The following is a 21,140-nucleotide window of genomic DNA, read 5'->3' as shown; positions in this document are numbered from 1 at the left end:
TGTGAGCGCCGAAGAGCCCTCCGGCGGCCCGTGGGGTCGGCGAAGGGCGCGCCGAGGCCGGCGCGAGGAGAACGAGGGGTCAGCGGCCGTTGCGGCCGAGCTGTGCCGTGATCTCGGACACCTGGTTGTAGATCGAGCGCCGCTCCTTCATGAGGTCGCTGATCTTCTTGTAGGCGTACATGACCGTCGTGTGGTCGCGGTTGCCGAAGAGCTGCCCGATCTTGGGCAGTGAGAGGCTCGTGCGCTCGCGGCACAGGTACATGGCGATCTGACGCGCCGTCGCGACGGACTGGGAGCGGCTCGACCCGTAGAGATCGTCGACCGTCAGCTTGAAGTAGGCCGCTGTCGCGGTGATGATGTCGGTCGGCGAGATGACGTTGGCGTCGTCCTGATCGACGATGTCGCGCAGGACCGTCTGTGCGAGCGACATGTCGAGCGTCGATCGGTTGAGGCTCGCGAAAGCCGAGACGCGGATGAGCGCGCCCTCGAGCTCGCGGATGTTGGACGAGACGACCGTCGCAATGTACTCGAGCACCTCGTCAGGGATGTGCAGCCGCTCGGACTGGGCCTTCTTGCGCAGGATCGCGATGCGGGTCTCGAGGTCGGGCGCCTGGACGTCCGTGATGAGACCCCACTCGAACCGGCTGCGCATGCGGTCCTCGAAGCCGGTCAGGTGCTTCGGCGGGACATCGCTCGTGATCACGACCTGCTTGTCGTGGTCGTGGAGCGTGTTGAAGGTGTGGAAGAAGGCTTCCTGCGTCTCGGCGCGACCCTGCAGGAACTGGATGTCGTCGATGAGCAGGATGTCGACATCCCGATACCGCGCCTGGAAAGCCGATCCGCGGTTGTTGGCGATCGAGTTGATGAAGTCGTTCGTGAACTCTTCACTCGAGACGTACCGGACGCGGATGCCGGCATAGAGGCTGATCGCGTAGTCGCCGATCGCGTGCAGGAGGTGGGTTTTTCCGAGTCCCGAGTCGCCGTAGATGAAGAGCGGGTTGTACGCCTTCGCCGGTGCCTCGGCGACCGCGACCGCCGCGGCGTGGGCGAAGCGGTTGGACTGCCCGATGACGAAGTTGTCGAACGTGTACTTCGGGTTGAGGCGCGAGTCGTTGCGCGACGGCGTCTCGACCGGCTCCTCGAAGCGCTGGCGAAGAGCGGTGGGCGCGGAGGCAGCGACAGGCTCGGCGGCTGCGGCGGCGGCGGACTGGACCTGGATGGGAACAGTCATGTGCTGGTCGACGAGATCCGGATTGACCACGACGCGGAAGGTCGACGCGACGGGCGGATCCTGCGGGATGCGCGCGAGCGCCTCCATGATCGGCGCCCGCATGCGCTTGTTGATCTGCGCGGCCGTGAGGTCGTTGGGGACGTCGAGATAGAGCGTCCCGCTCATGACGCCCTGTGGGACCGCCAGATTGAGGAATCCGTGCAGCTGCGGGGTGACGCGGTCGTCGACGGTGAGTTCGTCGAGCACCGCCGTCCAGACAGGAACATCTGGAATCTCGTGCTGCGACATGGCCCCCCCGGGGTCGAAACTGCACCTCAGGATCAGAGGATGGGAACACCCCGGTGCCTGTGGATAACTGCCGGAGCAACGCTAGTCAGCGGGCGACTCACGAGCAAACTCCACTGTAGAACCGGGCGCGTGTCGGTGCCAGGGTCAGCGACACCGATTGTGGATAATGCCCGCCGGCATGGCTCAGTTTGAGTTATCGGCCCAGGAGACGTAGCCTTAATCGGTTGACTTATGCCCTCGCGGCAGATTCCTGTAACCAAGCAGTCTCCGGTCTGAGCGTCCCGGTGACACCTGATCCGGAAGTGATTCCATGAGCAAGCGCACTTTCCAGCCCAACAACCGTCGTCGCGCCAAGAAGCACGGCTTCCGCGCCCGCATGCGCACGCGTGCCGGCCGCGCCATCCTCTCGGCTCGTCGTGGCAAGGGCCGCACCGAGCTCTCGGCCTGACATCGAGCGGTGCTGGCGAGGCCGAACCGACTCACCCGCGGAGCGGAGTACAAGGCCGTCGTCCGTAGGGGCGGTCGGTGTGCGTCTGCGCACACCGTGACCTACGTCGTCACCTCCGATGACGAACGCCCCGCGCGTTTCGGCTTCATCGTCAGCAAGCAGGTCGGATCGGCGGTCGTGAGAAACACCGTCCGCCGCCGACTGAAAGCCGTGTGCTCCGAGGCCCTCGTAGGCGTCCGGCACGGATCGGATGTCGTCATCCGCGCGCTGCCTTCCGCTGCGACCGCCGACTTCGGAGAACTCCGCGACGAAGTCGAGCGCTGCCTCGCCCGAAGGGCCGCAGCATGAGCGTGCTTCCCGCTTACGCCCTCGGAGATGCGCGGCTCGAGGCATCCGATTCTCTGCGTGCCGTTCCCCTGCTGCCTCGCAACCTCGGGCTCGCCCTCCTGCACGGATACCGCGCGACGATTTCGCACACCTATGGCGACGTGTGCAAGTACTACCCCTCGTGCTCTGCCTATGCCGTCGGTGCGGTTCAGCAGCACGGCCTGGTGAAAGGCGTCGGCTTGACAGCCGTGCGCCTCGGCCGCTGCCACCCCTGGGCGCGCGGCGGCATCGATGACGTCCCGCCTCATCGGCGGTTCCGCTACGACCTGACCTCGCACGGTTACGTCGTGCCCCTGAGAAAGGACTGATCCGTGACGGATCTGCTGTACCTCGCCACGAGCACGCCGGCACCGGCTGCCGCGTCGGGGGGCTTCGACCTCCTCGGCACCATCCTGTGGCCGCTCAAGTGGCTGGTCGAGCTCGTCCTGGTCGGGTGGCACGCCCTCTTCACGGCTATGGGCCTTCCGGCGGCTGCCGGCATCACGTGGGTGCTCGCGATCATCGGCCTCGTCGTGGTCGTCCGTGCCGCCCTCATTCCCCTCTTCGTGCGGCAGATCAAGAGCCAGCGCAAGATGATGGAAATCGCTCCTGAACTGCGGAAAGTTCAGGAGAAGTACAAAGGCAAGAAGGACCAGTTGTCTCGCGAGGCGATGAGCCGCGAGACGATGGCGCTGTATAAGAAGCACGGCACGACGCCTGTGTCGAGCTGCCTTCCGCTGCTCGTGCAGATGCCCGTGTTCTTCTCACTGTACTCGGTGCTCAGCTCGATCAAGCTCAATGCCGAGGACGGCAACGGCGGTGTGGGACCGCTCACACCCGAGCTCACCCTCGAGTTCTACAACGCGAAGCTGTTCGGCGTCGCCTCGCTCCACGAAACGCTGATCGACGCGATCAACTCGAACAACACGACCTCGATCGTCATTCTGGTGACGCTCGTCGTGCTCATGATCGCGTCGCAGTTCTTCACGCAGCTTCAGATCATCTCGAAGAACCTGTCGCCCGAGGCCAAGACCGGCCAGGCGTACCAGATGCAGAAGATCATGCTCTGGATCCTCCCCCTCGGCTTCGTCTTCTCGGGTGTCTTCTTTCCCCTCGGCGTCGTCATCTACTGGTTCATCTCCAACCTCTGGACGATGGCTCAGCAGTTCCTCGTCATCCGCGAGATGCCGACTCCCGGCTCGGAGGCTGCCAAGCAGCGCGAGGAGCGGCTGGCCCGCAAGGGGAAGGCGCTCGACTCGTCGGGCAAGGTCGTGCCGATGGAGAAGTACCAGGCGGAGCAGCAGCGCCTTTTCGAAGAGGCCGAGCGTGCCCGCGCAGCGACGCCCAAGCGTCAGCAGCCCGTGAGCAAGCAGCGCGCCAAGAAGCAGGGCCAGAAGGGCGGCTCGTCGAACCCGGGTTCGACGAATCCCGGCTCGACCCGCCCGAGTGACGCAGGTTCGGCCGGATCAGCGGACAGCTGAGCGGCCGCACCGGTGACACTCCCGACTGACACGCCCGACCCGATGAGCGAGGACGCCATGACCACGACCGAATCCGTCGACACCGCCACCGCCGAGCGCGTGGCTCCCACAGTGGAGCAGCTCGAGCAGGAAGGCGACATCGCCGCCGACTACATCGAGGAGCTGCTCGACATCGCCGACATCGACGGCGACCTGGCCCTCGACGTCCGGGCGGGGCGCGCCTATGTCTCCATCGAGGCCGAAGACGAGGGCGCACTCTCGCCTCTCTCGGCTCCCGACACCGTGCAGGCGCTGCAGGAGCTGACGCGCATCGCGGTGCAGAGCCGTACCGGTCGATTCTCGCGCCTGATCCTCGACATCGGCGGATCGCGCGACACGCGTGAGAAGCAGCTTTCGGTGCTCGTCGATCGTGCGATCGCGCGCCTCGACGATGGTGCGACGCAGGCTTCGCTCCCCTCGATGTCGAGCTACGAGCGCAAGCTCGTGCACGACCTCGTCGCCGAGCGTGGCTTCATCTCGGAGTCGTACGGCGAAGGCGCCGAGCGCCACACCGTCATCCGTCGCCACTGACGTTCCACGTGAAACGGCGATGAGCGAGACACAGGTAGAGGTCGAGCCGGCGGTTGCCGCTGAGATCTTCGGCGACCGGATCGACGTTGCCCGCCGCTTCACGCAGGCGCTGGCCGACGAAGGCGAGGAGCGCGGCCTGATCGGGCCGCTTGAGCCGCCACGACTGTGGTCGCGTCACGTCCTGAACAGCGCTGTCGTCGCACCCCTGTTCTCGGGTCGGGTCGCGGACATCGGTTCAGGTGCGGGCCTGCCGGGCCTCGTGCTCGCGATCGCACGCCCGGATGTCGAGTGGATCCTGATCGAGCCGATGGAGCGCCGGGTCGCCTGGCTCAACGAACAGGTGGACTCTCTCGGGCTCGACAATGTCGAGGTGCTGCGCGCCCGCGCCGAGGACTGGAAGCGCGGACCGATTCTGGACGCGGTCACAGCCCGGGCCGTGAGCGCCCTGCGCACGCTCGTTCCGCTGACCGCACCGCTCGTGAAGGATGGCGGCGAGCTCATCCTTCTGAAGGGCGCCAACGCCGGCGCCGAGATCGACGCCGCGGTCAAGCCGCTGCGCAAGTACGGCATCGCGGATGCCCGCGTCGAGGTCGTCGGTGAGGCGCTTCTCGCCGAGCCGACACGCGTTGTTCGGGGCACGATTCGGCGCTGACCTGCGGTTTTGCCGGTTGTCGGGGGTCGGGTGGACTGATTTCGATACGGCGCTGGCGCGCCTGCGCAACCACCGGGCCGCGAGGGACTCGCTTTGTTCCGGCAATCGTGCGAACAGAGATCCATCGTCTGCGGGAGCGGCTTGTCCCGTCGATCACCGACCGGGCTACGAGAGCACCGCGCGGTTGCGGTGATCGAGCAGCGAGCACAGCGAGCGTATCGAGCTCCCCCAGTCCTGCGGGTTGCGGATGCTCGAGTGGTCGGCCTCTGCTGGTGATCGAGTAGCGAGCGAAGCCCGTATCGAGATCAGCGTCACGCGTGAGGGTTTTACGTGAAACGTGGTGGTTGTCGATGGTTCGATACAGCGCTGGCGCGCCTACTCAACCACCGGCAGTGACCCACTCGAGACCGCGCGTCCGGTGATTGAGCAGCGAGCGTGGAGCCTCGGTGGGTGGGCGCATGGGCTGCCTCGTGTTGCTCCCGGCGTTAGTGATCGAGTAGCGAGCGAAGCCCGCGTAACGAGACCAATCCAGGACGCCAGCGTCTCACGTGATACATGGCGGAATGTGAAGGATGTAGTCGGATGCGTAGAGCTGACTCGCAGTGAACGGGCGCCAGAGCCCGAGCGTGGTGGGCCGCTGCCGCGGATCTGTAATCCCGCGTTGCGTCAAGCGTGCGCGTCGCGATCCCCCGCAGCTTTGCCTCTGTTCCGGGTGCGATGGTTTCGATAAGGCGCTGGCGCGCCTACTCAACCACCGCGTGGCGTAGTTGAAGCCCCCTTACCGGTGATCGAGTAACGAGCGAAGCCCGCGTATCGAGATCAGCGCCACGCGTGAGCGTTTCACGTGAAACGTTGGTGGTTGTCGAGGTTTCGATACGGCGCTGGCGCGTCTACTCAACCACCGGGGTCGCTCAACACCATTCCCCTACCGGTGATCGAGTAGCGAGCGAAGCCCGAGTATCGAGATCAGTGCGACGCGTGCGCGTTTCACGTGAAACGTGGTGGTTGTCGATGGTTTCGATACGGTGCTGGCGCGCCTACTCAACCACCGGAGTGGGGTCGCTCGGCACCATTCCCTACCGGTGATCGAGTAGCGAGCGAAGCCCGCGTATCGAGATCAGCGCAACGCGTGAGCGATTCACGTGAAGCATGGCGGTTGCCGATGGGTTCGACACGGCGCTGCCTTACCGGTGATCGAGTAGCGAGCGAAGCCCGCGTATCGAGATCAAACCCAGACTTGAGTGTCACGTGAAACGTGGTGGTTGTCGGTGGTTTCGATACGGCGCTGGCGCGCCTACTCAACCACCGAGGGTGGGTCACTCGACACCATTCCCGTACCGGTGATCGAGTAGCGAGCGAAGCCCGGGTATCGCGATCAGTGCCATGCGCGAGCGTTTCACGTGAAACGTGGTGGTTGTCGGTGGTTTCGATACGGCGCTGGCGCGCCTACTCAACCACCGAGGGTGGGTCACTCGACACCATTCCCGTACCGGTGATCGAGTAGCGAGCGAAGCCCGGGTATCGCGATCAGTGCCATGCGCGAGCGTTTCACGTGAAACGTGGTGGTTGTCGGTGGTTTCGATACGGCGCTGGCGCGCCTACTCAACCACCGGGGGTGGGGTCGCCCGACACCATTCCCGTACCGGTGATCGAGTAGCGAGCGAAGCCCGCGTATCGAGATCAGCGCCATGCGAGAGCGTTTCACGTGAAACGTTGGTGGTCGTCGATGGTTTCGATACGGCGCTGGCGCGCCTACTCAACCACCGGGGTCGCTCAACACCCTTACCCCTACCGGTGATCGAGTAGCGAGCGAAGCCCGCGTATCGAGATCAGCGCCACGCGTGAGCGTTTCACGTGAAACATGGCGGTTGCCGATGGGTTCGACATGGCGCTGCCTTACCGGTGATCGAGTAGCGAGCGAAGCCCGGATATCGAGATCAGTGCCATGCGCGAGTGTTCACGTGAAACATCGTCGTTGTGGATGGTCTCTATACGGCGGTGACTTACTGGTGATCGAGTAGCGAGCGAAGCCCGCGTATCGAGATCAGCGCCACGGGTGAGTGTTTCACGTGAAACATCACCCGACGACACCGGTCCTACACAGACGCCTCGCTCCGGCGGCCACTCACAACCGGCGGGCTTGGAGGAGGCGCAACGGCGCCACTCCTCCATGATCGCGGAATGCCACACATGTACATCCTCGAATGCAGTGACCGCAGCCTCTACGTGGGGAGCACCCGAGACTTGGAGAAGCGGCTCTGGGAACACAACGCAGGAATGGGATCTGCGTATACGCGGTGCCGGTTACCGGTGAAGCTGCTGTACTGCGAGGACTTCGAACGTGTGGAGGATGCGTTCCGCCGCGAGAAGCAGGTGCAGGGGTGGAGCCGATCCAAGCGGCTGGCGCTGGTCAAGGAGACACCGGAGAAGCTCGCGCCGCTGAGTAAGAAGGTGTGGGTACGAAGGAGGGGGAGTGTTTCACGTGAAACATCGGGGATCGATGAACCGTGAGCGGAGGCCACTGTCGTGGGTGGGCGCCTGATAGTCGAGCAAGCAGGCGATAGAGCAGCGTCGGTCGAAGCGTGCGCACGCCGTGAGACCTTCTTCACGGTGCGCTAGTTTCGATACGGCGCTGGCGCGCCTACTCAACCACCGGGGTTTGCGGGGGCGGAGGGTACAGGGAAGGACCTGCGCGCTGGTTTCGATACGGCGCTGGCGCGCCTACTCAACCACCGGGGTTGCGGGGGCGGAGGGTACAGGGAAGGACCTGCGCGCTGGTTTCGATACGGCGCTGGCGCGCCTACTCAACCACCGGGGTTGCGGGGGCGGAGGGTACGGGGAAGTACCTGCGCGCTGGTTTCGATACGGCGCTGGCGCGCCTACTCAACCACCGGGGTTGCGGGGGCGGAGGGTACGGGGAAGTACCTGCGCGCTGGTTTCGATACGGCGCTGGCGCGCCTACTCAACCACCGGGGGGCGAGCCGAGGTGATCGATACGGCGCTGGCGCGCCTACTCAACCACCGGGCGGCGAGCCGAGGTGATCGATACGGCGCTGGCGCGCCTACTCAACCACCGGGCGGCGAGGCCGAGGCGTTCGATACGGGGCTGGCGCGCCTACTCGGCCTGCGAATGTGCGCGGATGCGGCGCTGGGAGGGCGGTCGGCCACCGGTGGGCGGGGCGAAAGGCGCGGAGGGGGAGTCGAAGGGGGTCGTGGGGGTGGGCGCGGCTAGAGTGGAAGAGAGCTCTGGACGGCACCCGAAAGGTGGAGTGTTTCACGTGAAACAACCCGAGAACGCGGAGGCCGCGACATCCTTCTCGTTCGACGACACCCCTCTCGCACGTGAACTGGCGGATCTCACAGCCCGTCGCCGTGCTCTCGACGACACGCAGATCGCCCTCTCGGGCCGAACCCGCGTCCTGACTGTCTCGAACCAGAAGGGTGGCGTCGGAAAGACGACGACCACGGTCAATATCGCCGCAGCCCTCGCCTCGGTGGGTGCGCGCGTGCTCGTCATCGATCTCGACCCGCAGGGGAACGCCTCCACAGCGCTCGGGGTGCCGCATACCGCCGATATTCCGTCGGTCTACGACGTGTTGATCGACGAGTTCCCGCTGGCCGACATCATCCAGACGAGCCCGGAGTCGCCGAATCTGCTCTGTGCGCCGAGCACGATCCACCTGGCCGGCGCCGAAATCGAGCTCGTTTCGCAGGTTGCGCGCGAGCACCGGCTGCGGACGGCGCTCGACGACTACCTCGGTGGTCTCGACGAGCGTCTCGACTTCGTGCTCATCGACTGCCCGCCGTCGCTCGGCCTGCTCACGATCAACGCCTTCGCCGCGGCGCAGGAGCTGCTCATCCCTATCCAGTGCGAGTATTACGCGCTCGAGGGGCTCAGCCAGCTGCTCGGAACGGTGCGCATGATCCAGAAGCACCTCAATCCGCGGCTCTTCCTCTCGACGATCCTCCTGACGATGTACGACGCGCGGACGCGTCTCGCGCAGCAGGTCGCCGAAGAGGTGCGCACCCACTTCGCGAAGGAGGTGCTCGAGACCGTGATCCCGCGATCCGTCCGTGTCTCAGAAGCGCCGAGCTTCGGCCAGACCGTCATCGCCTACGATGGGCAGTCGGCCGGCGCGGTCGCCTACCGCGAAGCGGCCGTGGAGCTCATTCACCGCGACCGCGCCGTTCCGAACACAGAGGAGTCCTCCTGATGGCCAAGCGAACCGGACTGGGCCGAGGGATCGGCGCGCTCATCCCGACGAGCGAGCCCACCGACACCCGCCCCGTAGACGTGCTCTTCCCCCGCGGCGCCGCTCCGGCGACCGCGACGGCCGTGCTCGAGCCGGATTCCGACGGTGAAGAGCGCCGGGAAGAGCTCGCGCGTGACCCCGAGCTCGTCGCGGTGCCGGGCGCACGCCTCGTCCACATCGACCCGCACTCGATCGTGCCCAACCCGCGCCAGCCGCGCACCCACTTCGACGCCGACGATCTCGCAGAGCTCGTCCACAGTGTGCGGGAGTTCGGCGTGCTCCAGCCCGTCGTCGTGCGTGACACGGGCGAGGGCACCTACGAGCTCATCATGGGCGAGCGCCGCACGCGCGCCGCACGCGAGGCGGGTCTCGACTCCATCCCCGCCGTCATCCGCGACACCGCCGACGAGCACCTGCTACGCGACGCGCTGCTCGAGAACCTCCACCGCAGCGAGCTCAACCCGCTCGAAGAGGCGTCGGCCTACCAGCAGCTCCTCGAGGACTTCGGCATCACGCAGGAAGCCCTTGCGACGCGCATCGGACGTTCTCGCCCCCAGATCAGCAACACGATCCGACTGCTCAAGCTCCCCGTGCCTGTGCAGCAGCGCGTCGCAGCGGGCGTGCTGTCGGCCGGTCACGCACGGGCGATCCTGTCGCTCGATGACGCCGACGCGATGCAGCGACTCTCCGACAAGATCGTCAACGAGGACCTTTCGGTGCGTGCCGCAGAAGCGGCAGCGAAGGCACCGGATGCCGGCTCCGTGCGTCCCCCGAAGCCGCAGCCCGGTGCGCGCCGTGCACATCTCGACGAGGTAGCCGAGCGCCTGGGTGACCGTCTGAACACGCGCGTGCGGATCGGCCTGACTGCGAGAAAAGGCCAGATCAACATCGATTTCGCCAGTATCCAGGATCTCAACCGGATCCTCGAAGAGCTCGGCGAGACCGAGTACGGCACCCGCTAGGCGGATCCCGCGTCCGCCTCGGGCGCCGAGCGCGACGGGGAGAGCTCGCCGGAGGTAAGTGCCGCGGCTCGCCGCCGCAGGACTTCGGTCTCGGCCGCGTTGCCGGGAAGGGCAGCGGCTGCGAGGAACGCGGCAGCCGCGGCATCCGTCCGCCCCGTCCGCTCGAGCAGCTCAGCCCGCACTCCGTGGAACGGCCGGAAGCCGGCGAGCTCGGGCTCGAGCGCGTCCACTTGGACGAGCGCGACCGCCGGGCCGTCGACCATCGACACCGCGACGGCGCGATTGAGTCGAACGACGGGCGACGGCGCGAGTTCGAGCAGACCGTCGTAGAGCGCGACGATCCGTGGCCAGTCTGTGGCGTCGGCGGTGGGGGCGATCGCGTGGCACTCGCCGACCGCCGCCTGCAGGCCGTAGTACCCGAGCCCGCGCTCGAAGTCCATGGCAGTCGCGAGGGCCGCGCGCCCACGGGCGATCGCGGAGCGGTCCCATCGTGAGCGGTCCTGCTCGGCGAGCGTGAGGGGCAGGCCCTCGGCATCCGTCCGCGCCGTGAACCGCGAGGACTGGAACTCCATGAGCGCCGTGAGCGCGTAGACCTCGGGCTCGTTCGGCACGAGAGCGGTGAGCTGCCGCGCGAGCCGCACTGCTTCGCGCGCGACGTCGATGCGCACGGGGTGCGTGCCGTCGGTCGGAGCGTAGCCCTCGGTGAAGAGCAGGTACACGACCTGCAGGACGCTCGCGAGGCGGGCCGGGCGCTCGGCACGGTCGGGGATCTCGTACGCCACGTGCGCATCGGCGAGCGCGCGCTTGGCGCGGACGATCCGCTGCTGCACCGCCGGTACGGTCAGCAGCATCACGCGTGCGATCTGCTCCGTCGTGAGGCCCGCGACCGTCCGCAGCGTGAGGGCGAGGCGTGCGGCGGGCGGGAGCACGGGGTGGCAGGCCACGAAGACGAGCCGCAGGACGTCGTCGTCGATCCGGTCCGGGTCGCCGGCCACGGAGACGGCGTCGTCGTGCTCCGCCAGGAGGGCGTCGTGTCCCAGCATCCCGATCCGCTGCTCGAGCCGCTCGCGCCGTCGCCACCCGTCGATCGCCCGCCGTTTCGCGACGGACAGGAGCCAGGCGCCCGGATTGTCGGGGATGCCGGAGGCCGGCCAGGCTGAGAGCGCTTCGAGCAGCGCCTCCTGAGCGAGGTCCTCGCCCCACGCGAAGTCGCCCGTGCGGCGGGTCAGCGCCGCGACGATGCGGGCGGACTCCGCACGCCACACGGCCTCGACGGCACGCCGGGCGTGTGTGTCATCGGGGGTCACAGGCCACCTCCCCGGCGGGACTCGAGGTCCGTGGCGGCACGTAGGGTGGAGGAATGGCGACGCGCGACGAGAACCCCCGCCGCAGGGCGAGTGTCGAGGTGCTGCGAGCAGAGGCCGCCGATGAGCTGGCGGTCCTCGTGCATGAACGGCTGCGTGCCGGCGAGGATCCATGGGACTTCATGGAGGACCTGCCGAGCGTCGACGAGCTTGTCGTGTTCACCCTGCGCGCCGAGAACATCGCCGCCGACGGCGGGATGCGACCCAGCGCCGCCCGCCACTACCGCGTCCTGAGGCAGATCGCGCTCGACTACCCGGCGCTCACGCGCGCCGTGTGGCGACTGCTCGGAGACGCCAACACGCACCGCCGCTGGGATGCGGTGGTGCGCGCCGACGCTTCGTAGCAGCTGCATGCGGTCAGGCGTTCGCCGCCCGCCACTCCTGCGCCTTCGTGGCCCACTCGCCCACGGCGCCGTCGGCCAGCGTCGGGTCGAAGTCCGCGAACTCGTTGACGCGGCGCACCTCGAGGGTTGTGCCCGGTCCCAGTGGGCACTTGCGCGCCCAGTGCTCGGCCTCTTCGCGGGTCGCGACCTCGAGGATCCAGAACCCCGTGAACACCTCGCGGGACTCCGCGAACGGACCGTCGGTCAGGACCGGCGGCTCGGAGGAGAAGTCCACGCGGAAGCCCTCGCTCGCGTCGGAGAGCCCTTCGGCCGTGAGGAACACCCCGGCCTTCTGAAGCTCCTCGTTGTACGCCCCCATGACCTTGATGACCTCGCCGAGGTCGAGGCTCTCCATCGGAGGGGCGGTCTGGGGGTCGACCTGCATGATCAGCATCCAGCGCATTTCGTGCTCCTTCTCATCGTCGGGCATCGAGCCCGGAGGCGGCGCTTCCGGCCCCTCACACCGTGCGTCGAACGAGCGACGCCGATATCGACATCCTGCGCGAAACTCTCCGGAGAATCGAGGATGCCTTAACGGGCATGAACTCGCAGGAGACGCCGAAACCCCGGTTCCCCGCGGAGAAATCCGCGCGAAACCGGGGTTTCGAAGGCCGTGAACGCTTACGCGAGGTACGTCGCGAGGTCCTGCTCGAGCGCGAACTTCGGCTTGGCGCCGATGATGGTCGTCTCGACCTGGCCCTTGTTGAAGACCTTCATCGCCGGGATCGACGTGATCTGGTACTTCATGGCCAGGTCGGGGTTCTCATCGACGTTGAGCTTGAGGATCGTGATCTTGTCGGGGTTGTCCGACTGGATCTCGTCGAGGATGGGGGAGACCATGCGGCACGGGCCGCACCACTCCGCCCAGAAGTCGACGAGGACGGGGCCCTCGGCCTGGAGGACGTCCTCGTTCCACGTGCTGGAGCTGGTGGACTTGGCGGTCATGGTTTCTCCTTAGATGAAAGTCCTACTGGCGGGAACGCACGCCGGGGCGCGGTTGTTCCCGGGGTCAGGCGGCGTCGACCTCGGCGAGGCCCTCGATCTGGTCGGCGTCGACGTCGGGCGCTCCCGCCTCGCCGACGGCGGCGAGGAAGTGCTCGACATCCAGGGCCGCGACCGTGCCGGTGCCCGCCGCCGTGACCGCCTGGCGGTAGGTCGGGTCGATGACGTCGCCGGCGGCGAAGACGCCGGGAAGCGACGTGCGCGAGGAACGGCCGTCGACCCAGATCGTGCCGGCCGAGGTCAGCTCGAGCTTGTCGTGGACGAGGTGCGTGCGGGGGTCGTTGCCGATGGCGACGAAGACGCCGTCGAGGGCGATCTCACGCTCCGAGCCGTCGACCGTCGAGCGCACGACGAGTCCGGAGACGACGTCCTCGCCGACGATGTCGACGACGGCGCTGTTCCAGATGAACTCGATCTTGGGGTTCGCGAAGGCGCGCTCCTGCATGATCTTGGACGCGCGCAGCTCGTCGCGGCGGTGGATGACGTAGACCTTCGACGCGAACTTCGTGAGGAACGTCGCCTCCTCCATCGCGGAGTCGCCGCCGCCGACGACGGCGATCGTGCGCTCGCGGAAGAAGAAGCCGTCGCACGTCGCGCAGTACGAGACGCCGCGGCCGGAGAGGCGCTCTTCGCCCTCGATGCCGATCTTGCGATGAGCGGAGCCCGTCGCGTAGATGAGGGTCGTGGCCTCGTGGACGGTGCCGCTGCCGAGCGTGACGCGCTTGACGGGGCCCGAGATGTCGAGGTCGACGACGTCGTCGTAGAGCACCTCGGCGCCGAAGCGCTCGGCCTGCTCCTGCATCTTCGTCATGAGGTCGGGGCCCTGGATTCCCTCGGGGAAGCCCGGGAAGTTCTCGACGTCGGTCGTGTTCATCAGCTCACCGCCGGCTTCGACCGAGCTCGCGATGACGAGCGGCTCGAGGTTGGCTCGCGCGGCGTAGATGGCCGCGGTGTAGCCGGCAGGACCGGATCCGATGATGATGACGTGACGCACGTCAAACCCCCCTCTGTGAGTTCCGGATGACTCAACCAATGCTAGACGCGGGCTATTCCGTGGCCCGCGCGTGTGACGCGGTTCACAGAACCTGTGGGGCGAACTCGCACGCCGCTCAGCGTCGGCGCAGGCGCTGCAGCAGCGGTTTGACGGCCGCGAGCTCGGGGGCGCGCAGCAGCGCGAGCGTTCCGAGGTAGACGACGGCCGCGACGCTCCCGATCACGGCCGTGCCGATCGCACCGAGCAGGCGGTCCGACACCGTCCAGCCGTCGACGCCCCCGAGCAGCAGGAACGTGCCCCAGCCGGCCGCGGCCGCCGGCACCGCGGCGATCGCGAAGCGGCCGAGCGACAGCATCCATCCCCCGACGCCGATGCCGCCGAGGCGCCTGTTGAGCAGCCACGTGGCGACGATGACCTGGATCGTGCTCGAGATCGACTGCCCGAGCGCGACGCCCGCCGCGAGGTACCCGACGGACAGCGTGGCCTGTGCGACGAGAGCGGTCCCGATGACGAGCGCCGTCTGCAGGAGAGTGAAGAAGAACGGCGTGCGGGTGTCGTCGTAGGCGTAGAACGTGCGCTGCACGACGAAAAGGACGGCCAGAGGCACAAGGGACACGAGGAAGCACACCAGGACGAGCGCGGCCTGCTGCGCCTGCGCCGGCGAGTTGGTGAAGATGCGGGATGCCGGCACCGACGCGACGGCGAGGGCCGCGGTCGCGAGCATCGTGAACAGCCCGAGGGTGCGGATGCTGGTGCCGATGTCGGCGCGGACGTCGTCGTCGCGTCCCGCGTGGGCGTGCTCGCTGAGCTGAGTGAAGTACGGCGTTCCGATCGACAGCACGATGATCGAGTACGGAAGCATGAAGATGAGCCACGCGTTCTGCGACGCGAAGACGGATGCGCCGTCGCCGGACGCCGCCGACAGGACGCGCGACTGGATGAGCCCCGCGAGCTGACCGGCGACCACCATGAGGAACGTCCAGCCCGCGAGCCGACCGAGCTGATTGAGACCCACCCCGCGCCAGCGGAAGTCGGGGCGCAGGTGCAATCCGGCGCGACGCCAGAAGAACAGCAGCAGGAGCGTCTGCAGGATGATGCCGGCCGTCGCCGTGCCCGCCAGCAGCGCGATCATGCCGTCCGTCCACTCGGCGACGATCGTCTGCTCGGTGCCGAAGAGGACGATGAAGACCGCGAAGCCCGCGATCGAGACGAGGTTGTTGACGATCGGCGCCCACGTGTACGGGCCGAAGACGCGTCGCGCATTGAGGATCTCGCCGAGGAGGGCGAACAGGCCGTAGAAGAAGATCTGCGGCAGGCACCAGTAAGCGAAGGCTGTCGCGAGGGCGAGCTGGTCGGGCGGGTACTCCGGCGCGTAGAGGCTGACAAGCCACGGGGCCACAGCCATCGCCACCGCCGTCGTGGCCAGCAGCACGACAGCGCCGAGGGTGAGGAGCTTCGACGTGAAGGCCTGACCCCCGTCGGCGTGCGCAGCGGCCTTGACGATCTGCGGCACGATGACGGCGGTCAGCAGGCCTGTCGAGATGATCGCGTAGATGTTGTTGGGGAGTTGATTCGCGACGGCGAAGGCGTCGCCCGCGCGGCTGCCGACCGAGCCGATCGCCGCGACCAGCACGATCGTGCGCAACAGGCCCGTCAGGCGCGAAACGAGCGTCCCGGCGCCGATGAGGGCGCTCGCGCGCGCGATGCCGCTCATGCGTCGTCCTTCGTTGCGGGAGTCCCGCCGTTCAGGGCGTCGTCGGCCGTCCCGAGGGCCACGTCGTCGGTCGCCGCACTCCCGCGATCTCCGTCGGCACCCGCGTCATCCGCCCCGCGCCGGCGGCGGCGCAGCACCATGCGGATGACGCCGAGGAGCAGGAAGCCGACGCCGAAGATGCCGATGACGATCAGGCCGATACCCTCCCACTCGGCGCGCACATGCACTTCGCGCGTCTGCGGAGCGCCGATCGGGACGCCCGTCGGGCTGCGCAGCTCGAGCGCGATCATGACGTCGCCGCTGCCGAGCTGGGCCTGCACGGGCACCTCGACGCGCGTGTTGCTCTGCGGCTGGGCGACGACGGTCGTGGTCTGCTGCACGCGCAGGCGCAGGTCGTCGGGGGTCGCGAAGAGAGTCACGTTGGCGGGGTACGGCAGGTCGTTGCGGACCCACACCGGGATGACGGCGCCGGACGTGATGAGCTGGATGGGGCTCGCGCGCAGGATGCCGACGGAGTCGAGCGTCGCTGCCGAGTCGGCGCGGTGCTCGGCCAGGGCCGCCGCCCACAGCGCGGGCTCGGGGCGCCACGCGTTGCCGAGCAGCTGGAGGATCTCGGCGCGCTCGGGCTGCGTGATGAGCCCCGGGTCGTCGAGGATCGTCGCGAACTGTCCGAGGGAGTCCTCGTCGGCGAGCAGAGCGGATGCCGCGCCGGCACGCACCTCGTCGGCGGCGATGTCGAGCACCTCGACCTGCTGACCGGGCGCCGCGACGAGTGTGTCGAGCGACTCCGGGACGGCGGAGGGCGTCGCGAGCGCCGTCGTGATGCTCGTGCGCAGCGCGACCCGCGAGCGGTCCTCGCCGCGGTCGACCGTCACGAGGAGGGGCGCGCCGCGCGCGTCATCGAGGGCGAACGCGAGGTAGGACGTCGCGGCCGCGAGGTGGGCGCCGCGGAGGGGAGCGGCATCCATCTCCGACGCGGCCTGGAGCTCCTGCGATACCACCCCGTCGTACACGAGGACGGGCGATCCGTCGGCGTCGCCGCGGGCCGTCACGGTCGAGCCGTCGGCGCCCGCTGCCGTCGTCGTGGACGGGATGAGCGTGAGCCCCTGGACCTCGTCGACCGTGATGCCGCCGAGCGCCGACACGACGTCGGCTCCCGCGGTGCCCGTCGCGGGCCAGAAGGTCGCGGCGCGCGCGGTTCCCACGCCGAGGAGCGTCGCGAGGTCGGGGTAGACCGGCAGAGTGGGGTCTGCGGTGGGACTCGCGGACGGCGTCGGGGTGGGGGCGGGCACGGGGACGAACGCGTCCGGCGTCATGAACGACTGCAGCGACGTGGGCCCCAGTGGCGGGACGATGCCGGCCTGCACCTGCGCCGAGACGTCCGCGTCGCCGAACTGCAGCGCGAAACGGGTGTTGGCAAGCTCCTCGAGCCGCAGCAGCCACAGCGCGACGGTCTCTGGCACGGCGGTGCCGAGCACGCGGATCGCGGCGGGGATGGCGGGATCGATCGCGAGGATCGCATCCGTCCCCTCGACGGCATCCAGGATGTTCGTGAGCGATCCCTCGGGACCCATGAGCTCGACGAGCTCGTCCGCCGTCAGCAGCGCCTCGCCCGTGGCATCCGCCGTCACCGGCACGACGACCCCGACGCCCCCCGCGGGGGCGGCCTCGTCGGGCACGACGACCGCACTCGTCGACGTGAAGGACTCGTCCGCCGTCGTGAGCGTCGCCACGACGGGATAGACACCGGGCGCGAGGCTCGCGAGCACCGGGCCCGCCTCCTCCACCATCACGCCGCGCGTCAGATCGGAGTCCGGCTCGACTTCGGGGAACGCGACCGAGGCGACGTCGACGGTGTCGGCTTCCCCGTCGCCCGCGAGCCACTCCGCGAGCTCGTCGCGATCTGCCAGAGCCGTGGGTCCGAACCCGAGCGTCACGCTGCCGGCCGTCGTCGGGGTGACCCGCCCGTTCGTCATCGTGACCGACACCGTGAGCGGAGCGCCCGCGTGCAGAACGCCGCCCGAGATGGGGGAGAGCGTGAACGCCGCCGCGCCCGGCTCGACCACGCCGCCCGCATCGGCCGTCGGCGACGGCGTGGGACTGGGCGTCGAAACCGTCGAGACCGCCGTCGCGGGCCCCGCGCACAGTCCGACGAGCAGAGCCGCCAGGCCCGCCACCACCCCGACGCGCGCGCGGAGGGCGCGCGCGGACAGCGCGGGGCGCGGTGGGGACTCAATCATGCTGGGCTTCGCTCCTGTGCGATGGGGACCGCACGATCGAGTCAGATTCTACGTGCGCGCCCTTCGAGCACCCCGACCACCCACCGGCAACTGCCGCACGAGGGTTGAATGGAGATCGTGCCGCCACTCCCGCTCCCCGTGCCCGACTCCGCTCTGTGCGACGCGCTCGCCGACGACCTGCGCGGTGCGGGCTACCGCGCCGCAGCGATCCGTGCGGCCTGGGGCGACGTTGCCGACGACGCCATCGCACGCGGACTGCGCTTCCCCGCCGTCCGCGCCCTCGAGGGTCGCACGGATCCCCTCGCCGTCCTCGCCCGCCTTTTCGTGCTGGGGATGCCGCAGACCGCCGCGCACGTCGCCTCGGCCCTGCCGCGCACGGGCGTCGACGGGCTGATCGGCCTCGGCATCGCGCAGGCGGAGGGCGACGGCATCCGTCCCCTCGCTCTCGTGCGCCCCCAGTCCTTCGCCGACGAGGCGGGCGACGGCGAGTGGTGGATCGCGAGCGATCTCGATGAGGCGGCGCTCGGCGGCCCGCTGCCCGAGGACCACGTGCTCGGAGTGGGCGGCGCTTCGACGACGCTCGCCGCCCTGCAGCTGCCGACCCCCGCACAGCGGGGGCTCGATGTCGGAACGGGATGCGGCATCCAGGCGCTGCGCGCGCGCCGGAACCTCGCAGAGGTCGTCGCGACCGACATCTCTGTGCGCGCTCTGCGATTCGCCGGGCTCAACGCGCTGCTCAACGGCGTCGAGGCGATCGAGCTGCGCGAGGGCAGCCTGTTCGCGCCGGTTGCGGGTGAGGAGTTCGATCGCATCGCGTCGAATCCCCCGTTCGTCATCACGCCCCGTGTGAAAGGCGTGCCCGCCTATGAGTACCGGGACGGCGGGATGCTGGGCGACGACCTCATCGCCGAGTTCGTGCGGGGAGTCGGCGCACACCTCGCTCCCGGTGGCGTCGCGCAGCTGCTCGGCAACTGGGAGACGCGCGCCGACGTCGACGGAATGGACCGCGTGCGCGGCTGGGTCGCGGCGTCGCCCGTGCCGCTGGACGCGTGGGTCATCGAGCGCGAGAGCCTCGATCCCCTCGCCTACGCCGAGCTGTGGATCCGGGACGGCGGGACGGTCCCTGGCGACCCCGAGTTCGCGCGCCTCGCGCAGGCCTGGCTCGACGACTTCGCGGAGCGCGAGGTCTCGGCGATCGGCTTCGGCTACGTCCTGCTGCGCCGTCCGGTCACGGGTGAGCCGACGCTCGCGCGCTACGAGCGGGTCGGTGAAGCCCGCACGGGGGCGGGTCTCGGCCGGCATCTCGCCGAGGCGCTCGGGGCCCACGACGCGCTCGCGCCGCTCGACGATGACGGGCTCGCGGCATCCGTCCTCCAGGTGTCGGCCCACGTGACGGAGGCCCGCCACCACATGCCGGGCGAAGAGGCGCCGCGCGTCATCGAGCTGCGCCAGGGCGGCGGACTCGGACGCACGATCGCGGCGGACCCCGCGCTCGCGGCGCTCGTGGGCGCGTGCGACGGCGACCTCGCCGTGGGCGTGCTCGTCGACGCGATCGCCGACCTGCTCGAGGTCGACGCCGGTGAGCTGCGCGCGGACCTGCTGCCGAAGGTGCGCGAGCTCGTCTTCACGGGGTTCCTCGCACTCACCGACTGAAAAGCGACCGAGTCCAACAATGGGAGCGGTTGCGCGGGACTGTTGACAAGCAGTCGAGCGCACGCCAGCATTCGAGACACTGGGGCTGCCGGCATGGATGCCGGCGGGGCGCGGCCTGCATCTTCTGCAGGCAATGGGGCAACGGCGCTCGCCCTCTTACCGCCTTCGCGCGGAGGAGCAGCTCTTGGACGACGATTCGGGGTCGACGATCGCGTTGCGGCTGACTCGCCGCGCCCGCGCCATCGCCGCCCTCGTCGCTGCGAGCCTCGTGGCGGCGCCCGTCCTCGTCCCGGCGGCCCTCTACGCTCCGCAGGCACAGGCGCTCCGCGCGGTCTCGGGGGTCGCGGCCTCCTCGAACGCTGCCGGGCTCTCGGACGACGGCGTCGCCCGCGTCCTCGACAGCGCGCTCGGCATGTGGGGACTCGACGATCTGCCGGACGGCTCCCGCATCGTGGTCGGTGACGTCGCGGGCGACCGGCTCGCCACGACGTCCGGCCGCACGATCACCGTCGATCCGACCGCCGCGGGCTACGGCTGGTTCGTCGACGCGACACCTTCGCTGTCGTCGGAGTTCACGGTGCGGTCGGGGGATGTCGCGTCGGCGGCATCCGGATCGCCCGCCTTCGGACGCATGGACCTGCGGACCGTGCTCGCGCACGAGATCGGGCACCTGCTCGGCCGCGCCGACGTGCACGACAGCTCGATCATGAGCGCGCGTCTCGGGACGGGCGAACGCCACCTCACGATCGGCGCGGACCACGGCGGCCGAGCCGACGTCGCACGGCATCTCGCAGACGGCGGTTCGCTGCCGCTGCGCGTCGCGACCGAGGAGGACCCCGCGGCCGCCACCGAAGCGCCGGCCGAGCCTGTCGTCGAGAGCCCCCCGAGCGAGACGCCGGCCGAGCCGCCGGCAGCCGTCGAGGAACCCGCGCCGGCCGAGGCGACCGCGTCGGACGGCGCCGCGGCGACCGAGACCGCTCCTGTCCCGCAGGCCGAGTCCGCCGCGACGCCGGACGCTGCCGCGGTCGCGCTCGACACAGCGTCCGAGACCGCGGCGGCACTCGAAGCCCCGGCCGAGTCGGAAGCCCCGGCCGAGCCGACGGCCGCGACGATCGAGCCCGGCCCGTGGACCATTCACCTGACGGGCGGCATCGTCGAGATCCGCGTCGAAGACGGCTGGATCGTCGTGGGCGACGAGCGGCGCGAACTCGCCACCGTGACGTCGATCCTCATCGTGGGGTCGAGCGGCGCCGACGTATTCGTGATCGGCGACAGCGCACGCGCGGCGCTCGCAGGGCTCGACATCCGATTCGACGGTGCGGGCGGGGACGACATCCTGGCCGGACCCTCCAGCGACACCCGATGGATCGTGCAGGGCTCGGGCGCGGGTGCGGCGGTGTCCGGCGGCTTCGCCGTCGCCTTCACAGGGGTCGAGACACTGAGCGGCGCCGCAGGCAACGACGACACGTTCGTCGTCGAGGGCTCGGGCTCGATCGGCCTCGTCGACGGCGGACCCGGCGGCTTCGACACGCTCTCGCT

At 68.9% G+C, this 21,140-nt stretch carries 19 protein-coding genes (1 of these 19 running past the window's edge); 12 read left to right on the top strand and 7 right to left on the bottom strand.

Going from position 1 to position 21,140, the window contains the following annotated elements; all coding sequences use genetic code 11:
• Nucleotides 1–79: 79 nt before the first annotated feature.
• Nucleotides 80–1,519 (bottom strand): chromosomal replication initiator protein DnaA, encoded by a 1,440-nt coding sequence (gene dnaA, locus MJ607_RS12600; protein ID WP_243075943.1) that lies wholly within the window; start codon nucleotides 1,517–1,519, stop codon nucleotides 80–82.
• A gap of 310 nt (nucleotides 1,520–1,829) precedes the next feature.
• On the opposite strand from dnaA, the gene rpmH reads away from it, so the two are divergent.
• The 9 genes from rpmH (at nucleotide 1,830) to MJ607_RS12555 (ending at nucleotide 10,251) form a co-directional block, all read left to right on the top strand.
• The gene (gene rpmH / locus MJ607_RS12595) at nucleotides 1,830–1,967 is read left to right on the top strand and encodes a 50S ribosomal protein L34 (RefSeq protein ID WP_036304730.1); all 138 of its coding nucleotides are present in this window, start codon (nucleotides 1,830–1,832) and stop codon (nucleotides 1,965–1,967) included.
• 9 nt (nucleotides 1,968–1,976) lie between these two features.
• A complete protein-coding gene (gene rnpA, locus MJ607_RS12590) occupies nucleotides 1,977–2,315 on the top strand; it encodes a ribonuclease P protein component (protein ID WP_243075942.1) in 339 nt (112 codons plus the stop codon).
• A complete protein-coding gene (yidD, locus tag MJ607_RS12585; RefSeq protein WP_243075941.1) occupies nucleotides 2,312–2,662 on the top strand; it encodes a membrane protein insertion efficiency factor YidD in 351 nt (116 codons plus the stop codon). The genes rnpA and yidD overlap by 4 nt, the downstream gene beginning before the upstream one ends.
• A gap of 12 nt (nucleotides 2,663–2,674) precedes the next feature.
• On the top strand, nucleotides 2,675–3,814 hold the full coding sequence (yidC, locus tag MJ607_RS12580; protein ID WP_243076258.1) for a membrane protein insertase YidC: 1,140 nt from the start codon (nucleotides 2,675–2,677) through the stop codon (nucleotides 3,812–3,814).
• Nucleotides 3,815–3,871: 57 nt separating this feature from the next.
• Nucleotides 3,872–4,384: a R3H domain-containing nucleic acid-binding protein gene (locus tag MJ607_RS12575; protein WP_243075940.1), complete on the top strand. Its 513-nt coding sequence runs from the start codon at nucleotides 3,872–3,874 to the stop codon at nucleotides 4,382–4,384.
• Between the two features lie 19 nt (nucleotides 4,385–4,403).
• Nucleotides 4,404–5,036 (top strand): 16S rRNA (guanine(527)-N(7))-methyltransferase RsmG, encoded by a 633-nt coding sequence (rsmG, locus tag MJ607_RS12570; RefSeq protein ID WP_243075939.1) that lies wholly within the window; start codon nucleotides 4,404–4,406, stop codon nucleotides 5,034–5,036.
• 2,181 nt (nucleotides 5,037–7,217) lie between these two features.
• On the top strand, nucleotides 7,218–7,547 hold the full coding sequence (locus MJ607_RS12565; RefSeq protein WP_243075938.1) for a GIY-YIG nuclease family protein: 330 nt from the start codon (nucleotides 7,218–7,220) through the stop codon (nucleotides 7,545–7,547).
• Nucleotides 7,548–8,314: 767 nt separating this feature from the next.
• On the top strand, nucleotides 8,315–9,250 hold the full coding sequence (locus tag MJ607_RS12560) for a ParA family protein (protein ID WP_243075937.1): 936 nt from the start codon (nucleotides 8,315–8,317) through the stop codon (nucleotides 9,248–9,250).
• Nucleotides 9,250–10,251 (top strand): ParB/RepB/Spo0J family partition protein, encoded by a 1,002-nt coding sequence (locus MJ607_RS12555; protein WP_243075936.1) that lies wholly within the window; start codon nucleotides 9,250–9,252, stop codon nucleotides 10,249–10,251. Before MJ607_RS12560 ends, MJ607_RS12555 begins: the two co-directional genes overlap by 1 nt.
• Here MJ607_RS12555 and MJ607_RS12550 read toward each other — a convergent pair.
• The gene (locus MJ607_RS12550; RefSeq protein ID WP_243075935.1) at nucleotides 10,248–11,558 is read right to left on the bottom strand and encodes an RNA polymerase sigma factor; all 1,311 of its coding nucleotides are present in this window, start codon (nucleotides 11,556–11,558) and stop codon (nucleotides 10,248–10,250) included. The two genes, MJ607_RS12555 and MJ607_RS12550, sit on opposite strands and share 4 nt — an antisense overlap.
• 53 nt (nucleotides 11,559–11,611) lie before the next feature.
• Between MJ607_RS12550 and MJ607_RS12545 the strand changes: the two genes are divergently transcribed.
• Nucleotides 11,612–11,959 (top strand): tryptophan synthase subunit alpha, encoded by a 348-nt coding sequence (locus MJ607_RS12545; RefSeq protein ID WP_243075934.1) that lies wholly within the window; start codon nucleotides 11,612–11,614, stop codon nucleotides 11,957–11,959.
• A gap of 13 nt (nucleotides 11,960–11,972) precedes the next feature.
• Here the strand turns inward: MJ607_RS12545 and MJ607_RS12540 are convergent, their stop codons facing one another.
• The 5 genes from MJ607_RS12540 to MJ607_RS12520 all read right to left on the bottom strand — a co-directional run bounded on the left by MJ607_RS12540 (nucleotide 11,973) and on the right by MJ607_RS12520 (nucleotide 17,948).
• Complete coding sequence (locus MJ607_RS12540; RefSeq protein ID WP_243075933.1) at nucleotides 11,973–12,401, bottom strand: YciI family protein; 429 nt, start codon at nucleotides 12,399–12,401, stop codon at nucleotides 11,973–11,975.
• A 218-nt stretch (nucleotides 12,402–12,619) separates the two neighbouring features.
• The gene (gene trxA / locus MJ607_RS12535; protein ID WP_243075932.1) at nucleotides 12,620–12,943 is read right to left on the bottom strand and encodes a thioredoxin; all 324 of its coding nucleotides are present in this window, start codon (nucleotides 12,941–12,943) and stop codon (nucleotides 12,620–12,622) included.
• Nucleotides 12,944–13,007: 64 nt separating this feature from the next.
• Nucleotides 13,008–13,994, bottom strand: coding sequence for a thioredoxin-disulfide reductase (trxB, locus tag MJ607_RS12530; RefSeq protein WP_243075931.1), 987 nt, complete (start codon nucleotides 13,992–13,994; stop codon nucleotides 13,008–13,010).
• 115 nt (nucleotides 13,995–14,109) lie between these two features.
• The gene (gene murJ / locus MJ607_RS12525; RefSeq protein WP_243075930.1) at nucleotides 14,110–15,708 is read right to left on the bottom strand and encodes a murein biosynthesis integral membrane protein MurJ; all 1,599 of its coding nucleotides are present in this window, start codon (nucleotides 15,706–15,708) and stop codon (nucleotides 14,110–14,112) included.
• Entirely contained in the window at nucleotides 15,705–17,948 is a 2,244-nt protein-coding gene (locus MJ607_RS12520; RefSeq protein WP_243075929.1) for a DUF6049 family protein, read from the bottom strand. The genes murJ and MJ607_RS12520 overlap by 4 nt, the downstream gene beginning before the upstream one ends.
• Before the next feature lie 108 nt (nucleotides 17,949–18,056).
• Here MJ607_RS12520 and MJ607_RS12515 point away from each other — a divergent pair, with 108 nt between their 5' ends.
• Both MJ607_RS12515 and MJ607_RS12510 read left to right on the top strand, forming a co-directional pair.
• Nucleotides 18,057–19,601, top strand: coding sequence for a methyltransferase (locus MJ607_RS12515; protein ID WP_374238054.1), 1,545 nt, complete (start codon nucleotides 18,057–18,059; stop codon nucleotides 19,599–19,601).
• 184 nt (nucleotides 19,602–19,785) lie between these two features.
• Nucleotides 19,786–21,140, top strand: the beginning of a protein-coding gene (locus MJ607_RS12510) for a calcium-binding protein (RefSeq protein WP_243075927.1). It continues 26,542 nt past the right edge of the window; 1,355 of the gene's 27,897 nt are visible here — the first part of the coding sequence; it begins with the start codon at nucleotides 19,786–19,788; the stop codon falls past the right edge of the window.

Origin of the sequence: Microbacterium sp. SS28 (genome assembly GCF_022761035.1) — a bacterium.
Lineage (GTDB): Bacteria > Actinomycetota > Actinomycetes > Actinomycetales > Microbacteriaceae > Microbacterium.
Note: the sequence above shows the minus strand (reverse complement) of the source record. Positions and strands in the feature narration are given on the sequence as shown.

Excerpts from the sequence above, each read along its gene's own strand:
- dnaA (WP_243075943.1), bottom strand. The coding sequence starts at position 1,519 with ATGTCGCAGCACGAGATTCCAGATGTTCCTGTCTGGACGGCGGTGCTC.
- rpmH (WP_036304730.1), top strand. The coding sequence starts at position 1,830 with ATGAGCAAGCGCACTTTCCAGCCCAACAACCGTCGTCGCGCCAAGAAG.
- yidD (WP_243075941.1), top strand. The coding sequence starts at position 2,312 with ATGAGCGTGCTTCCCGCTTACGCCCTCGGAGATGCGCGGCTCGAGGCA.
- MJ607_RS12575 (WP_243075940.1), top strand. The coding sequence starts at position 3,872 with ATGACCACGACCGAATCCGTCGACACCGCCACCGCCGAGCGCGTGGCT.
- rsmG (WP_243075939.1), top strand. The coding sequence starts at position 4,404 with ATGAGCGAGACACAGGTAGAGGTCGAGCCGGCGGTTGCCGCTGAGATC.
- MJ607_RS12565 (WP_243075938.1), top strand. The coding sequence starts at position 7,218 with ATGCCACACATGTACATCCTCGAATGCAGTGACCGCAGCCTCTACGTG.
- MJ607_RS12555 (WP_243075936.1), top strand. The coding sequence starts at position 9,250 with ATGGCCAAGCGAACCGGACTGGGCCGAGGGATCGGCGCGCTCATCCCG.
- MJ607_RS12545 (WP_243075934.1), top strand. The coding sequence starts at position 11,612 with ATGGCGACGCGCGACGAGAACCCCCGCCGCAGGGCGAGTGTCGAGGTG.
- MJ607_RS12540 (WP_243075933.1), bottom strand. The coding sequence starts at position 12,401 with ATGCGCTGGATGCTGATCATGCAGGTCGACCCCCAGACCGCCCCTCCG.
- trxA (WP_243075932.1), bottom strand. The coding sequence starts at position 12,943 with ATGACCGCCAAGTCCACCAGCTCCAGCACGTGGAACGAGGACGTCCTC.
- murJ (WP_243075930.1), bottom strand. The coding sequence starts at position 15,708 with ATGAGCGGCATCGCGCGCGCGAGCGCCCTCATCGGCGCCGGGACGCTC.
- MJ607_RS12520 (WP_243075929.1), bottom strand. The coding sequence starts at position 17,948 with ATGATTGAGTCCCCACCGCGCCCCGCGCTGTCCGCGCGCGCCCTCCGC.
- MJ607_RS12515 (WP_374238054.1), top strand. The coding sequence starts at position 18,057 with ATGGAGATCGTGCCGCCACTCCCGCTCCCCGTGCCCGACTCCGCTCTG.